The 15,773-nt window shown below is 40.3% G+C and carries 15 protein-coding genes; all 15 read right to left on the bottom strand.

The genetic code is table 11. The annotated features are described in order from the left end of the window. Position 1: 1 nt before the first annotated feature. The gene (fliF, locus tag MKX52_RS07675; RefSeq protein WP_342491746.1) at positions 2-1,594 is read right to left on the bottom strand and encodes a flagellar basal-body MS-ring/collar protein FliF; all 1,593 of its coding nucleotides are present in this window, start codon (positions 1,592-1,594) and stop codon (positions 2-4) included. A 49-nt stretch (positions 1,595-1,643) separates the two neighbouring features. Next, complete coding sequence (gene fliE, locus MKX52_RS07670; protein ID WP_003212183.1) at positions 1,644-1,961, bottom strand: flagellar hook-basal body complex protein FliE; 318 nt, start codon at positions 1,959-1,961, stop codon at positions 1,644-1,646. An 11-nt stretch (positions 1,962-1,972) separates the two neighbouring features. Next, positions 1,973-2,425 (bottom strand): flagellar basal body rod protein FlgC, encoded by a 453-nt coding sequence (flgC, locus tag MKX52_RS07665; RefSeq protein ID WP_012009953.1) that lies wholly within the window; start codon positions 2,423-2,425, stop codon positions 1,973-1,975. Further along, entirely contained in the window at positions 2,425-2,814 is a 390-nt protein-coding gene (gene flgB / locus MKX52_RS07660; RefSeq protein WP_012009952.1) for a flagellar basal body rod protein FlgB, read from the bottom strand. Before flgB ends, flgC begins: the two co-directional genes overlap by 1 nt. 286 nt (positions 2,815-3,100) lie before the next feature. After that, complete coding sequence (gene codY / locus MKX52_RS07655; protein WP_012009951.1) at positions 3,101-3,880, bottom strand: GTP-sensing pleiotropic transcriptional regulator CodY; 780 nt, start codon at positions 3,878-3,880, stop codon at positions 3,101-3,103. Between the two features lie 34 nt (positions 3,881-3,914). Continuing rightward, positions 3,915-5,315: an HslU--HslV peptidase ATPase subunit gene (gene hslU, locus MKX52_RS07650; protein WP_012009950.1), complete on the bottom strand. Its 1,401-nt coding sequence runs from the start codon at positions 5,313-5,315 to the stop codon at positions 3,915-3,917. A gap of 16 nt (positions 5,316-5,331) precedes the next feature. Then, entirely contained in the window at positions 5,332-5,877 is a 546-nt protein-coding gene (gene hslV, locus MKX52_RS07645) for an ATP-dependent protease subunit HslV (protein ID WP_003211247.1), read from the bottom strand. 14 nt (positions 5,878-5,891) lie between these two features. Beyond that, positions 5,892-6,809 carry a tyrosine recombinase XerC gene (gene xerC, locus MKX52_RS07640; RefSeq protein ID WP_012009949.1) on the bottom strand — a complete coding sequence of 306 codons (918 nt, stop codon included), beginning with the start codon at positions 6,807-6,809 and terminating at the stop codon, positions 5,892-5,894. 62 nt (positions 6,810-6,871) lie between these two features. Continuing rightward, a complete protein-coding gene (gene trmFO / locus MKX52_RS07635) occupies positions 6,872-8,176 on the bottom strand; it encodes an FADH(2)-oxidizing methylenetetrahydrofolate--tRNA-(uracil(54)-C(5))-methyltransferase TrmFO (RefSeq protein ID WP_034662383.1) in 1,305 nt (434 codons plus the stop codon). A gap of 70 nt (positions 8,177-8,246) precedes the next feature. Beyond that, positions 8,247-10,322, bottom strand: a complete 2,076-nt coding sequence (topA, locus tag MKX52_RS07630) for a type I DNA topoisomerase (RefSeq protein ID WP_058014000.1) — start codon at positions 10,320-10,322, stop codon at positions 8,247-8,249. 193 nt (positions 10,323-10,515) lie between these two features. Next, on the bottom strand, positions 10,516-11,418 hold the full coding sequence (dprA, locus tag MKX52_RS07625) for a DNA-processing protein DprA (RefSeq protein WP_342491745.1): 903 nt from the start codon (positions 11,416-11,418) through the stop codon (positions 10,516-10,518). Positions 11,419-11,481: 63 nt separating this feature from the next. Next, positions 11,482-12,384 carry a succinate--CoA ligase subunit alpha gene (gene sucD, locus MKX52_RS07620; protein ID WP_003212080.1) on the bottom strand — a complete coding sequence of 301 codons (903 nt, stop codon included), beginning with the start codon at positions 12,382-12,384 and terminating at the stop codon, positions 11,482-11,484. Between the two features lie 22 nt (positions 12,385-12,406). Beyond that, positions 12,407-13,567: an ADP-forming succinate--CoA ligase subunit beta gene (gene sucC / locus MKX52_RS07615; protein ID WP_012009945.1), complete on the bottom strand. Its 1,161-nt coding sequence runs from the start codon at positions 13,565-13,567 to the stop codon at positions 12,407-12,409. A gap of 176 nt (positions 13,568-13,743) precedes the next feature. Then, positions 13,744-14,019 (bottom strand): FlhB-like flagellar biosynthesis protein, encoded by a 276-nt coding sequence (locus MKX52_RS07610; protein WP_012009944.1) that lies wholly within the window; start codon positions 14,017-14,019, stop codon positions 13,744-13,746. Continuing rightward, positions 14,016-15,752, bottom strand: a complete 1,737-nt coding sequence (locus MKX52_RS07605) for a glycosyltransferase (protein WP_342491744.1) — start codon at positions 15,750-15,752, stop codon at positions 14,016-14,018. The genes MKX52_RS07610 and MKX52_RS07605 overlap by 4 nt, the downstream gene beginning before the upstream one ends. Between the last annotated feature and the right edge of the window lie 21 nt (positions 15,753-15,773).

The following is a 15,773-nucleotide window of genomic DNA, read 5'->3' as shown; positions in this document are numbered from 1 at the left end:
CCTAATCCTCGGACAGCCAGCTGCGTAGCAATTTAGCAAAGTCTTCTGGTTTATCTTTTGCCATTTTCTCAAGCTGATTTTTCCTCACCATTTCCTCTGTTTCTGGTTCAGTGTCGATATCAGGAACATGGAGTGGTGTACGTTCATCAAACTCAAACTCTTCTTCCTCTTCTTTTCTGCGTCTACGCACAAGAAGAATAATAAGAGCGATAATTGCAAGTAGTAGCACACCGCCTACAATATAAACCCAGATTGGAATATTGTTTGATGGGTTTTCTGCTGCTGTTTGCTGTTTACCGTCTAATTTTGATACAGATAAAACAATTTTGTTATCTAAGTCTGCTTGAGTGAGCGCTTGACCATTTGTGTATTCTTTATCAATTGACGTGCTAATGATCGTTGAAAGAATCTTTTTAATATCATCTTGCCGTTCAGCTGTTAAAGAGTTCACATCGTTTGCCGTTGGTGGTTCGACCAATGCTTGAATGCCAACATCTCTAATTTTATAAGGGCTCTCTTTGATATCTTTATGAATGCGGTTGACTTCATAGTTGATACGATCTTCGCTCTTTTCGTAATTTCCGCTACCATTCGCTCCATCGGCGCCTTGATAGTTTGTGACATCATCATCGCCAGTTCCAGCGGTTCCACCAGCTGCTGCACCGTTTCCTGAATAAGTTTCAGCAATCTTTTCAGCACTGACAGCGATGCCTTGCATGTTTTCTTTATCAACTGGTTCTACAAGGTCTTCTTTTCTTTTCTCTTCAGTAAAATCAATGTCTGTTGTGACCGATACAGCGACTTTTTCTTGACCCATCATTGTTCCGAGCAGCTGTTGAATTTTTCTTTGAAGGTTCTTTTCAATTTCTTCTTTTTTCTGCTGCTGCGCATCCATTCCACTTGCATAGGAATCGGAACTGCTGTTTAAGTCGTAGTAGTTTGAATCTTGGTCCATAATGACAATGTTTTCTGTCTTTAAATTCGGTACACTTTTTGAAATAAGATGATAAAGGCCTTTTACTTGCTGCGGCGAGAGCGTGTAGCCACGTTCCACTTGCAGCACAATGGATGCTGATGCATTACTTTGCTCTTCTCCAACAAAAACGGAATCTTTTGGCAGGTTAATCATAACTTTTGAATCTTTGATCCCATCAATCGTGTTGATTAGATTGGATAGTTCTGTCTGAGTTGCGTCTACTTTCAGAACATCAAATTCATTATCTGTTAAACCGAAGCCGGAATTATTCGCAAAGAAGGAGTAATCAATATTCCCTGTCTTAGGGAGACCCTCAGATGCGAGTGTTACTTTTAAAGAGTCGGCCTGCTTTTCTGGAACGAGAATCGTTGTTCCATTATTCGCAAGTTCCGATTTAACGTTTTTGCCATCTAGTTCCTGTTTGATTTGTCCAGCTTCTGCCTCCGACAAATCTCTAAACAATGGAACCATTTTTTCAGAAGAAGCAAAGATGCTAACAACCGTAATAATGATTGCTAGGGCAGCAACGCCGCCAATCATAAGTATTTTTTGTAATTTTGATCGATTTCGCCAAAACTCAACTGTTTTTGTTCTTAATTGCATTAAAGTACGATTCATCTTAACCCCCGGTCATTCCATTCAGTCTTTTTTTGTCCGTCAGCACCTCCTACATCTGCATTCTCATAATCTCTTGGTACGCTTCGACCGCTTTATTTCGAAACTCCGTTGCAGCTGTGAGTGTCACACTCGCTTTTTGCGAGGCAATCATGACTTCATCGAGATTGACATCTTTTCCTTGTGCAAGTGCATTTGTATACTGGTCTGATTTTAGCTGTGATTGATTTAATGCCTCAATGGAATTCTTCAGCACATCAGAGAAATTCGTTTGACTTTTAGGTGCAGCCGCATGAACAGACGATGCATTAGTCAATTCACTTGCTTGCTGAGCAGCTTGAAGCTGGAAAGGAGATATTGCGTTAACCAATTCTTTTCACCTTACTTTCCTATTTCTAAAGCTTTCATCAACATGCTTTTATTCGCATTTAGTGCGGTCACGTTTGCTTCATATGACCTTGAGCTGCTGATGAGGTCAACCATTTCCTTTAATGGATCAACATTAGGTGTTTGAACATATCCATTTTCATTGGCATCGGGATTTGTAGGATCATATTGAAGGTTGAATGGAGTTTCGTCTTCTGTAATCTTCGTTGCTTTCACGCCGTTTCCTAATTTACCGCTCGAATTCATGCTTGAGTTTAATATAGATGAAAATGATTCACCTGACGGCTGTAATGTGACGAGCTTACGTCTATAAGGCTCCCAGTTGCCATCAACCTGTTTCGCTCTTGTTGTATCCATATTTGCAAGGTTAGAGGATACAACGTCCATTCTGAGCCTCTGTGCTGTTAGTGCAGAGGCTGAAGCGTTAACGCCTGAAAAAATTGACATCACTTACCTCCTGTCAAAACTGTTTTAAGAGAATTGAATTTTCCACTCATTCTTTCAACCAATGCATTATACTGAATTTGGTTTTTAGCGAGTTCACTCATCTCTTGATCAATATCGACATTATTTCCGTTTTCTTGATATGAAGTACGGTTGCTCGAAACAACTGAATAATTAGACCCTGTTTTAGAAAAATCAATGTGACCTTGGTATGTTTTTTTAGCATCTAACTTGATCGACGCATCGTTTAGCATATCATGAAATGCGACGTTTTTCGACTTGTAGTTCGGTGTGTCTATATTCGCGATATTATTGCTTATGACTTTTTGCTTAACATTCGCTCTGCCCAAGGCATTCTCAAGGTTGCTTATCGTTCCAGAAAATATATCCAAAACCATATACCTCCAATCATATGTATTTCATTCCATTTAATCATGTCGAGATTTGTAAAACCATATGTTCATTGTAAGAAATAATAGGATTAAAGTCTATGATGTATATGTAAAAAAAACTCGTAATATATATCTATTTTACGAATAGGTATAAAGACCTAGATTCAAAGAACTAAGAATTGTAAGGGTTTTCTTGGAAAAAAGAGTGTCATTTTTCGGACAAATCCTCTTTTTTTATAAAAAAAACCCCTTTTCAGCTTGTATTTCTGCTGAAAAGAGGTTTTGTTTAATGAGATTTTAAATTTTCAAGTTCGATTAAAAATTTGTTGTTTAACACTTTGATATATGTTCCCTTCATTCCAAGAGAGCGTGATTCGATGACGCCAGCACTTTCTAACTTACGTAAGGCGTTCACGATCACTGAACGAGTGATTCCTACACGGTCAGCAATTTTACTTGCCACTAGAAGCCCTTCGTTGCCATCAAGTTCTTCAAAGATGTGTTCAATGGCTTCAAGCTCACTATATGATAGAGAACTAATTGCCATTTGGACAACAGCTTTACTTCTTGCTTCTTCTTCAATTTCCTCTGCTTTCTCACGAAGGATCTCCATTCCAACAACTGTTGCTCCGTATTCAGCAAGAATTAAATCATCGTCTTTAAATGTATCTTGCAAACGAGACAGAATTAACGTTCCTAAACGATCTCCTCCTCCGATAATTGGCACAATCGTTGTCAAACCTGATTCAAATAAATCACGGTTCTCAATCGGGAAAGCTGTATACTCACTGTTAATGTCAAGGTTTGAAGATGTTTCAGGGATGTTGAATAGACTCTTTGTATATTCTTCAGGGAACTGACGGTCTTCAAGCATTTTCTTCATACGCGGATTTTCAATCTGCTGGTTGATCGAGTAGCCTAGAAGCTTCCCTCTTCTGCTTAATACGAAAATGTTTGAATCAATGACATCTCTCAACGTTTCTGCCATTTCCTTAAAATTAACTGGTTTCCCCGCTGCATCTTGCAGCATTGAGTTAATAATCCTTGTTTTTTGTAGTAACGCCATTTTAATGATCCTCCTAGATTACTTTATTCATTTGTTAAAGTATAAATTGACTTAAGTCTTTGTTATTTGCAATCTTTCCTAGCTTCTCTTCTACATACTGAGGGGTAATGGTCACTGTCCCTAGTGTAATATCAGGCGCCTCAAATGAAAGCTCTTCAAGCAGCTTTTCAAGTATGGTATGAAGCCTTCTTGCACCGATGTTATCTGTCTCCTGATTGACATGATAAGCCACTTCGGCAATCTTATGAATAGCATCGTCAGAAAATTCAAGAGATATACCTTCCGTTTCAAGTAAAGCTTTATATTGCTTTAATAATGCATTATCTGGTTCCGTTAAGATTTTCACAAAGTCTTCGATACTTAATTTATCTAATTCTACACGAATTGGGAAGCGTCCTTGAAGCTCTGGAATCAAATCTGATGGTTTTGCCATATGAAATGCCCCTGCTGCTACAAAAAGCACATGGTCTGTTTTCACTGCCCCATATTTCGTCATCACAGTTGAACCTTCTACAATCGGTAAAATATCACGTTGAACCCCTTCACGAGAAACATCTGCAGATGATGCACCACCGCTTTTGGCGATTTTGTCGATTTCGTCGATAAAAATAATCCCTTGCTGCTCTGCTTTATAGACAGCTTCTTGACTAACTTCATCCATGTCAATCAGTTTGGAAGCTTCCTCAGCTGTTAACGCCTTTCTCGCTTCTCTAACGGTCAGCTTTCTGCGTTTTTTCTTTTTAGGCATGAGATTGCCGAGCGCATCCTGCATGTTCATGCCCATTTGCTCCATACCCGAGCCCTGAAGCATATCAAACATGGATGGCTGCTGCTCTTCGACTTCAATTGTGACATAATGATCTTCAAGTTCGCCCATAGCCAGTTGATGAGCGATTCGTTTTCTTGTCGATTCAAGTTCAACTTCTTCACTTGATTGATCTCGATCACGGTCATCTTCATCAGATCCACCAAACAGCATCTCAAAAGGATTTTTCACAGACTGGCTTTTTTTCTTGCCAGGAACAAGTAAATGAACAAGACGTTTATTTGCTTGTTTTTCTGCTTCTTCTTGCACATCTTTCATCTTGTCTTCTTTGACAATTCTGATCGCTGTCTCAACTAGATCTCTGACCATTGATTCTACATCACGGCCAACGTAACCAACTTCAGTAAACTTCGTCGCTTCCACTTTAATGAAAGGCGCACCAGAAATTTTTGCAATTCTGCGGGCAATCTCTGTTTTTCCCACACCTGTTGGGCCGATCATTAAAATGTTTTTCGGAACGACTTCATCCTTTAGCTTATCATGTAAAAGGCTTCTTCTGTAACGGTTTCTTAAAGCCACCGCCACTGCTTTTTTCGCATCAAGCTGACCAATAATGTATTGATCAAGCTTTTCAACTATCTCTCTTGGGGTGAACGGCTTTTTCTCCATACGTCTCATGTCCTTTCTATTCAAGCTCTTCTAAAGTGATTTGATCATTCGTGTAGACACAGATTTCTCCAGCGGTTTCAAGAGCAGCCTTTGCAATATCTCTTGCTGTGAGGTGATCACCTGCATGTGTTTTGAGTGCTCTCCCAGCACTAAGCGCATAATTGCCGCCTGAGCCGATGGCCAAAATACCGTCATCTGGTTCGATGACCTCTCCTGTCCCAGAGACAAGCAGGATACTGTCTTTGTTCATAACGATCAGCATGGCCTCAAGCTGCCTCAGCATCTTGTCACTACGCCATTCTTTTGCTAGTTCTACGGCTGCCCGCTTTAAGTTACCACCATATTCTTCAAGTTTCGTTTCAAACTTTTCAAAAAGTGTAAATGCATCTGCTACTGAACCTGCAAAACCGGCAAGCACCTTGCCTCCGAAAAGACGGCGCACTTTTTTTGCCGTGTGTTTCATCACGACAGCCTGCCCGAAAGTGACTTGACCGTCTCCAGCCATCGCACTTTTCCCTTTATGTTGAACGGCAAAGATGGTTGTTGCATGAAATGATGACATGAAAAAACCTCCTTTTAGGATCGTTTAAAAGCCCTTGGGTGATGAGACATGTACGTCTTCCTTAAAGAATCCTTTGATACATGCGTATACACCTGAGTTGATGATAAATTCGAATGACCAAGAAGTTCTTGAACACTTCTCAAATCCGCTCCCTCATTTAAGAGGTGTGTGGCAAAGGTGTGCCTTAACATGTGAGGATGGATATGTAATGTGCCTGACGCCTTTTTCATTAGTTCAGTGAGAATGAATCGAACGCCTCTATCTGTAAGAGGCGCCCCGCGCTGATTCAAAAATACATACGCATCAGCACGATCTTTCCCCTTCGCTTTCAGCTTGAGCCTGCCATCCTCTAAATAAGTGATGAGCGCTTCATGTGCATAGGAACCAAAAGGTACATACCGCTGCTTGCTGCCTTTCCCATGAACAAGCACTGTATCCATCGATAAATCAAGATCAGATTCTTTTAATGAACATAACTCACTGACCCTCATACCTGTTGCATAAAGAAGTTCTAAAATCGCTTGGTTTCTTTGCCCAAGTGGTGTGCTGACATCAGAAACTGTAAAAAGCTCTTTCAGTTCCTCTTCATACAAAAATGAAGGAATTCGCTTATCCTGCTTTGGTAAGCTCACGAGTAAAAAAGGATTTTCTTTCACAAGCTGTTCTCTTAATAGAAATTTATAAAAGCTGCGAAGCGCAGAGACTTTCTTACTAATCGTTCTTCTTGTCAGGCCTTTTTCATAAGCTTCTGTTAAATAAATTCTCGTATCTTGATAGGATACCTCTTCAAAACCGTCTATTCCTTGAACGTTCATAAATCTGACAAACTCTTCAATCGCTTCTGTATATCCTGAGATGGTTAAAGCAGAATAGTTTTTTTCAATTTGCAGATATTCAATGAATAAGTGGACAAGACGCTGTTTATTCGTCATTTTTACACCTCTTTAAGGCTTTTAAATGGTATCACATATCTTGCTTTCCGTGCAATGTTTTACTACAGAGATTTCGAAATAGTTTGAATAGTTTCGATTGCGCGCTTAGCGTACTCTGCATATCGCTCTTGTTTGTTTTTAATACGAACACCAAGATCTTTCAACAAACCAAAATTCGCATTCATTGGCTGGAAGCTTTTCTTATTTGTTGATGTGATGTAATAAGCCATGCTGCCGATCGCTGTTTCCTCAGGAAGTGTCACAAGCTCTTCTCCTTTGACAAAACGAGCGGCGTTAATTCCAGCCACTAGTCCGGACGCTGCGGACTCGACATAGCCTTCAACGCCTGTCATTTGTCCAGCAAAGAATAGATCTTCTCTATTTTTAAACTGGTACGTTGGTTTTAAAAGACTTGGTGAGTTAATGAAAGTATTGCGATGCATCACACCATAACGAACAATTTCTGCTTCTTCAAGACCGGGAATCAAGCGGAATACTTCCTTTTGGTCGCCCCACTTCAGATGTGTCTGGAAGCCAACGATGTTATATAAAGTACCTGCTGCATCATCTTGTCTTAATTGAACAACAGCGTAAGGTCTTTTTCCTGTTTTCGGATCTTCAAGTCCTACTGGCTTCATCGGACCAAACAACATCGTTTTCTTTCCTCTTTTCGCCATGACTTCAATTGGCATACAACCTTCAAAGAAGATTTCTTTTTCAAACTCTTTTAATGGAACTGTTTCAGCAGAAATAAGCGCCTCATAAAAACGGTCGAATTCTTCTTCTGTCATTGGACAGTTTAAATAAGCGGCTTCTCCTTTATCATAACGAGATTTCAAGTACACCTTATCCATATCAATGCTATCTTTCTCTAGGATAGGTGCCGCTGCATCGTAAAAGTACAGATACTCTTCTCCAGTTAACGATTTTAATTCTTTTGAAAGTGCTTCAGATGTAAGCGGGCCTGTTGCAATAATTGTTGGGCCTTCTGGAATGCTTTGTACTTCTTCTTGAAAAACTGTCACATTCGGGTGATTTTTGACTCGATCAGTAACGTTTGCTGCAAATTCATGACGATCTACTGCAAGCGCTCCGCCAGCAGGCACTGAGCTTTCATCTGCTGCTGCGATAATCGCTGAATCTAAATGACGCATTTCTTCCTTTAATACACCGACCGCATTTGTCAAAGCGTTAGCACGCAGTGAATTACTGCATACAAGCTCGGCAAATTTATCTGTGTGGTGAGCTGGTGTTTGTTTGACAGGTCTCATTTCATATAAGTTGACTTTAATTCCGCGTTTAGCAATTTGCCATGCCGCTTCACTTCCAGCTAAACCTGCTCCGATCACGTTTACAAATTGACTCATTGTACAACTCTCCTATTTCGTAAGTTCTGTTTGATGACATAAAAAAGCAGGTGAACAAGGTTGCCCACCGCTATTTTTGTTGTTCCTCTTTATAATCACAGTTCACACATTGAACTTGCATGCCTTTTTTCAGCTTTTTCTCTACAAGCATATTTTCGCATTTTGGACACTTTCTTTCAATCGGTTTGTCCCAAGAGACGAATTCGCACTCCGGGAAACGATCACAGCCATAAAAAATGCGGCGCTTCTTAGATTTACGTTCAACAATGTTTCCTTCATGACATGTTGGGCATTTCACACCGATGTCTTTCACAATTGGTTTTGTGTTACGGCAATCAGGAAAATTAGAGCAAGCCATAAACTTACCGTATCGACCCATTTTGTACACCATCGGATGTCCACACTCTTCACAGTCAACTCCGGCGTATTCAGGCTCAATTTCAACTTCTTGCATTTCTGCTTCTGCTTTTTCGACCCGTTTTGCAAAGTCTTGATAGAAGCTGTCGATAATCCGAACCCATTCAATCGTACCTTCTTCAACGCTATCAAGTTCTTTTTCCATTTTCGCCGTGAATTCCACGTTAATGATTTCAGGGAAGAATTCAATGATTAAGTTGAGAACAATTTCCCCAAGCTCTGTTGGGATAAACCGTTTATTATCAAGTGCGACATAGCCACGCTTTTGAATCGTATCTAATGTTGGTGCATAAGTAGATGGACGGCCTATACCTAGCTCTTCAAGTGTTTTGACAAGTCTTGCCTCAGTGTAGCGCGGAGGCGGCTGCGTGAAGTGCTGTTCAGGTTCAATATCTTTAGAAAGAACCGTATCACCTTCTTTAAGATCAGGCAACATTTTGTCCTTTTCTTCTAGCTGGTCGTCTTTCCCTTCTACATATACCTTCATGAATCCAGGGAATTTCACTTTGCTTCCGTTAGCACGGAATGTAAGTCCGTTATTATCAAGATCCACACTCATTGTATCAAGAACAGCCGGCGCCATTTGGCTTGCCACGAATCGTTCCCAAATCAATTTATACAAACGAAGCTGATCTCGGCTTAAGACATGTTTGACATCTGCTGGTTTTCTTAGCGTAGATGTCGGTCTGATGGCTTCGTGAGCATCTTGTGCATTTTCATTCTTTTTAGCGGTTCGTTTTGTTGTATTTAAGAAATTCTTACCGTACGTCTGATCAATGAAAGCAGATACTTCTTCAATTGCCGTATTGGAAATACGAGTTGAGTCTGTTCTCATGTATGTAATGAGTCCGACTGTACCTTCTTTACCAAGATCAATTCCTTCATATAATTGCTGCGCAATCATCATCGTCTTTTTCGCACGGAAGTTTAATTTTCTTGCAGCCTCTTGCTGTAAAGTAGATGTTGTAAACGGAACAGCTGGGTTGCGTTTACGCTCTTTTTTCGTCACTTTCTCTACGGAAAATTTGCTCCCTTTTAGTTTCGAAAGGATTTCTTTTACATCTTCTTTTGTTTTCAGTGGATGCTTTTTGCCATTAACGCCAAAGAAGCTCGCTTCGAAGCTTTCTTTTCCTTTTAGGAATGTACCGTCAATTGTCCAGTATTCTTCTGGTTTAAATTCATTGATTTCATTCTCGCGATCAATGATCAGGCGGAGTGCAACTGATTGAACACGACCGGCACTTAAGCCCTTTTTCACTTTCTTCCATAAAATCGGACTAATTTTATACCCAACGAGACGATCTAAGATCCGTCTTGCCTGCTGTGCATCAACTAAATCCATATTGATCATACGTGGATGCTTAAAGGAATCTTTAATAGCATCTTTTGTAATCTCATTAAAGACAACGCGGCAGTCAGAAGAGAGGTCAAGGTCAAGGCTATGCGCTAAATGCCAAGCAATCGCTTCTCCCTCTCTATCGGGGTCAGCTGCGAGATAGACTTTCTTTGCTTTTTTCGCAGCTGTTTTTAATTCTTTTAACACGGGGCCTTTCCCGCGAATCGTAATATACCTCGGTTCGAAGTCATGCTCAGTGTCAACACCAAGCTGACTTTTCGGTAAATCTCTTATGTGTCCCATTGAAGCCTTTACTTTATACTTTTTACCTAAATAACGCTCAATCGTTTTCGCCTTGGCTGGCGACTCAACGATGACTAAATAATCAGCCATACTCAAAATCCCCCTTAAGAGGTGTTCTCTCTTTATACATTTCACAATTCATATTTATGTTAATTGCACCTATCTAACAGGCAATCATTAAAAATTCTTTATGATGAACATCATTATAAACACGAAAAACAAAGTGTAAACTTAAATCCTCACTATTATTAAATATTCCTATGTCTTTTGTCAAACGATATTTTTATGAGAGTTCAGTATATTGAACACTGCGGAAGGAGAATTCCTCTAAAATATCCTTCGTTGAATGAACAAGCTTAGCTCCCTGCTGTATAAGTCTGGCTGGACCTGTAGAATTAGGATCAAAGATTGATCCTGCAACGGCAAATACCTCTTTGCCTTGCTCAAGTGCTTGATAGGCAGTAATGAGTGAACCGCTCTTTTCTTTGCACTGAATCACGATGGTTCCACTTGTGAGCGCACTAATTAAACGATTCCTCAAAGGAAAATGCCACTTTTCTGGCTTGACATAAGGTGGATGCTCAGACAAAAGCAAATGATGCTCGCCCATGTATTCAGCCATTTGCACATGTTCCTTTGGGTATAAATGCTGAAATCCGCCTGCTATAATACCAATCGTTTTCCCTTTATTTCTTATGCACTCTTTATGTGCAAGTCCATCAATGCCTTTTGCTAAGCCACTGACAATCATCCAATTTTCCTTTACAAGTTCACCAACAATTTTCTTCACACATGCTTCTCCATAAGACGATGGAACTCGTGTGCCTACTACACCTAAACTTTTTTCTTCATTTAAATACGATATGTTTCCTTTTAGGAATAACACAGGGGGAGGATCATAAATATGTTTTAGTGTGTTGGGATATATGGGTGATGTGATGGGAATCATGTGAATGTTTTGCTTTAAATAGGCTTGAACGATGTGTTGAAAAATGGGGAATTCTTTTTCTTCGGCTTGTTTTAAGCGGGTGAAGTCGATTGTTTGTAATGATCGATCCTGTTTGAAATGATGTGTTTCTTCATTTATATATAGCTCGGGATCGACTTTCCACCATTTTATTAACAAAGAGGGTGAGATGAGGCCTTTTAAGCGGTGAAAAATCATTCTTTCGGACACGTTGTACATACCATTCCTCCTGTTTAAGATAGAAAGAAGAAGACTTGTCAAAGAACAAGTCTTCTTGTGTCATTAATGCGTTTTACAAGCTTCAAAGAGATTCTTCTCTTTTAGTACTTTAATCAATGTTTCTCCCATGACAGATGGTGTCTCTGCCACTTCAATTCCACATTCACGCATTGTTTTTACTTTTTCATCAGCTGTTCCTTTACCACCAGAAATAATGGCACCAGCATGTCCCATGCGTTTTCCTGGAGGCGCCGTTTTACCACCAATAAAACCAACAACAGGTTTTGTCATATTCGCTTTTACCCATTCAGCTGCTTCTTCTTCAGCCGTACCGCCGATTTCACCGATCATAATGACAGCATGTGTATCAGGGTCTTCATTGAATGCTTTTAATACATCAATAAAGTTTGTCCCATTGACAGGGTCTCCGCCGATTCCTACAGCTGTTGATTGACCAACGCCAGCTTCTGAAAGCTGATGTACCGCTTCATATGTAAGCGTTCCAGAACGAGAAACAACACCCACATGACCTTTTTTATGAATGTAGCCTGGCATGATCCCAATCTTACATTCTTCAGGTGTAATGACGCCTGGGCAGTTAGGGCCAACAAGTCTTGTCTTTTTCCCTTCCATATACCGTTTCACTTTGACCATGTCAAGTACTGGAATATGTTCTGTAATACAAATGACTAGATCGACTTCTGCATCAACAGCCTCTAAAATGGCATCTGCTGCAAATGGTGCTGGTACATAGATAACAGAAGCATTTGCTCCAGTTGTTTGAACAGCTTCAGATACTGTATTAAATACAGGAACTCCTTCTACTTCAGTTCCACCTTTTCCAGGAGTGACACCGCCAACAATATTTGTTCCGTACTCAATCATTTGTTTTGTATGGAACAATGCGGTTGAACCGGTAATCCCCTGAACAATTACTCTCGTATTTTTATTAATAAATACACTCATTTAGGTTCCCTGCCTTTCTGCTCTACTTGACTAAAGATACAATCTTTTCTGCCCCGTCAGCCATAGACTCAGCAGAAGTGATATTTAAGCCTGAATCGCTCAGGATTTTCTTCCCTAATTCAACGTTTGTTCCTTCAAGACGTACAACGAGTGGTAATGTTAAGCCGACTTGTTTCGTCGCTTCAACGACACCTTCTGCAATGACATCACATTTCATGATGCCGCCAAAAATGTTCACGAAAATCCCTTTTACATTTTGATCAGATAAGATGATTTTAAATGCTTCCGTTACTTTTTCAGCTGTTGCACCGCCGCCAACATCCAGGAAGTTTGCAGGGTCCCCGCCGTAATGCTTGATGATATCCATTGTAGACATCGCAAGACCTGCACCATTGACCATACAGCCGATATTTCCATCTAGAGAAATGTAGCTCAGATCATATTTAGATGCTTCAATTTCTTTTGGATCCTCTTCATCAAGGTCACGGTATTCTAATATATCTTTTTGTCTATATAAGGCATTGCTATCAAAGTTTAATTTCGCATCAAGTGCCATGACTTTTCCATCGCCTGTTACAACAAGTGGATTAATCTCAGCAATTGAACAATCTTTTTCAATGAACGCATTGTAAAGACTTGTCATAAACTTAACAGCTTGGCCAACTAATTTTGTTGGAATATTAATTTTAAACGCTACTTCTCTCGCCTGATAGCCTTGCAATCCAATCGCTGGGTCGATGACCACTTTGACGATTTTTTCTGGCGTTTTTTCTGCTACTTCTTCAATTTCAGTACCGCCTTCTTCAGAAGCCATCAATACAATTCTTGATGTCGCTCTGTCCAAAACAAGTCCTACGTAGTACTCCTTTTGGATATCGCAGCCTTCTTCAATAAGTAAGCGTTTTATTTCGCGTCCCTCAGGACCAGTTTGATGTGTGACAAGTGTTTTGCCGAGCAATTCCTCTGCAAACCCTTTCACTTCATCTTTTGTTTTTGCAATTTTTACCCCGCCTGCTTTGCCACGGCCGCCTGCATGAATCTGTGCTTTTACGACATATACAGAGCTTTCTAGCTCTTCTGATGCTTTCACTGCTTCATCAGGTGTAAATGCTACTTTACCATTTGGAACTGAAACCCCATATTTTCTTAGGATTTCTTTTCCTTGGTACTCATGGATATTCATTTCCCATCCTCCCAACATATGTAGAAACAAAAAATATAAAATAGACTGCGCTTTCATTTTAAAGAATAAAAAAGAGAATGTCTAGGGTTCTATGTAAAATCGTAAAATCCTTCTAAACATTCAAACTTTTATTTTATTAAAAATATAAATTTTTCATCCAAATCACTTATTTTACCTTATTTTTTCATTTTTTGATCTAACCTATAGATAAACGAAAATATTTCTGCTACAGTATCGTATAACGCTTCAGGGATCTCTTCATCCAGTGTTAAGTGGCGCATGAGTTCGACTAAATTACGGTCTTCTTGGATAGGAACTCCCGACTTTTTGGCTTCTTCAATAATATTGTCTGCCACATAGCCGCTCCCTGTGGCGACGACTTTTGGCGCCTTTTGTTTTTCTTCATCATAATGTAGAGCGACCGCCCTTCTAAGCGGTTTTGAATCCTTCATACTCGTAAGTCCAGCCCTTTCTCGCTGATTTTATGAAAGTGTTCATCTAGAAAGTGAGACGGATCTACTGGCTCTTGTCTCTTCTTTGCTGTAATCCCTGTAAGGCTATATCCTAAGGCATTTAAATTCTCCCGAACAGCTGGAATCATCGGATTAATGATTCCTTGAAGTTCATGACCAGTTTCAACTGTAATTGACATAACCTTTTGCTGAATCGTACAGTCGATTAATGTTTCTTCGAGGTTTTCCATGTTTAAGTAAAACATGAGCCGACACTGAGAAATATCTATAGACCCATCTTTTTTCTTATGTCCTTTTAGAATAAAGGTTAAATCTTGAACACTATGTTTTGAAAAGAGCGGATAAGAGACCATCATTTGGCTGATGGTTTGATTCTCCTGCTGCACAAATAACTGCCCGTTCAATCTATGAAACAATTGATCGACTTCTTTTTTTACGGGCTCTGGTAAATCAGACTGCCTCACATCATTTAAAACGAGCTTTAATTGGTGAAGCTCCTGACTTTTTACATCCTGACTGCCTTTTTCGAGTAGTTTCAGCATACCGATTTCATCACGTACACCTATTGCCTTTTTCATCGTCATGAGTAAATCGAGCACATCGGTTTTATTGCTTAATGTGGGTTCCGTCTGCTGTACCACCTGAGCCAATACTTTCGCCTCTGTTTTTGACAGGAACGGAAATTCTTTTTGGAGCACAGTTGCTTTTGCATCCGGCTGATATCCTGCCTGCTGAAGTCCTTGCAACAATGACGTGAGCTGTTTTAAGTTAGGCTCTTGCTGCCCATCTGCACCTTGTTTCATCAAACTTGTAAGTATCCGCTCAATTTGCTGAGGCGGGATTTGCAGCTCTTTTGGACTTGTTGATTGCTGCACGTTAGATTGAATAACTTGGGTCGTCTGACGCTCTTGTGCTACTGGGTTCTGACTAGTTTCTTTTGGTTGAGACAGATTAGACTGAGGCACTACAGGTAGATTTCCTCCTTGCTTCGCCGCCCCTTCTTTCGCTGCTAGAAGGAGCGATAAGAGCTTTTCTGCATGGACAGTTGTCTCAGCACCTATAACTGATCGAACGGCTTGTGTAAGGGCCTGTGTGGCGTCTGAGTGCTTCGGGAGCTGTGTTAAGCGTTCTAGCAGCGCTGTCATATCCTGATGGAGAGCAGAGGATGATTTCACGGCTAAAATGGATTGAAGTACTCCTTCCTGAATCGGCAAGTCTTTTTTTAAAGCAAATAGGAGTGACTGGAGACCTTTTTTCACATCAGTTCCTTGAAGCTGTTCGATCCATTTCACTGCCGTTTTTAATTCTGCCTCATTGATGACGGACTTTTCTTTTAAAAAAGCTGTAGCTGTTAAGATGTTTTCAAGTCCGTTTTTCAGAGAGAGACCTTCTAATAATTTGGCAGCTGCATCCTTTAATGTCTTAGGATCTTGGTCAAATTGCTGGACTGGCCTTAGTTTATTGAGGCTGCCTCCACCCTCTTGTTCAAATTGGAACCAATAAAATGCGTCTGCTTTGAGCTGAGCCGCTAGCTGCGCTTTTATTTTTGTTGAGCCTATTTGAACAAGGGCCGTATCATCTCCGAGCATTTTCAGTACTTTACCGAGAATCAACCGATGCACATTTTCCTTTCCTTCGGTGTTTAATGGCACAGCTTCTGCCGTATTCAGCCGGCTATTCAGTGCTGTATGTATATCCTCAACTCTTGTCATCACAGGCAGCCTCCTTAGGTC

Source organism: Bacillus sp. FSL R5-0422, from assembly GCF_038610765.1.
GTDB lineage: Bacteria > Bacillota > Bacilli > Bacillales > Bacillaceae > Bacillus > Bacillus pumilus_O.
The sequence above is the reverse complement of the archived record's forward strand: the minus strand, read 5'-3'. Positions and strand labels throughout refer to the sequence as shown.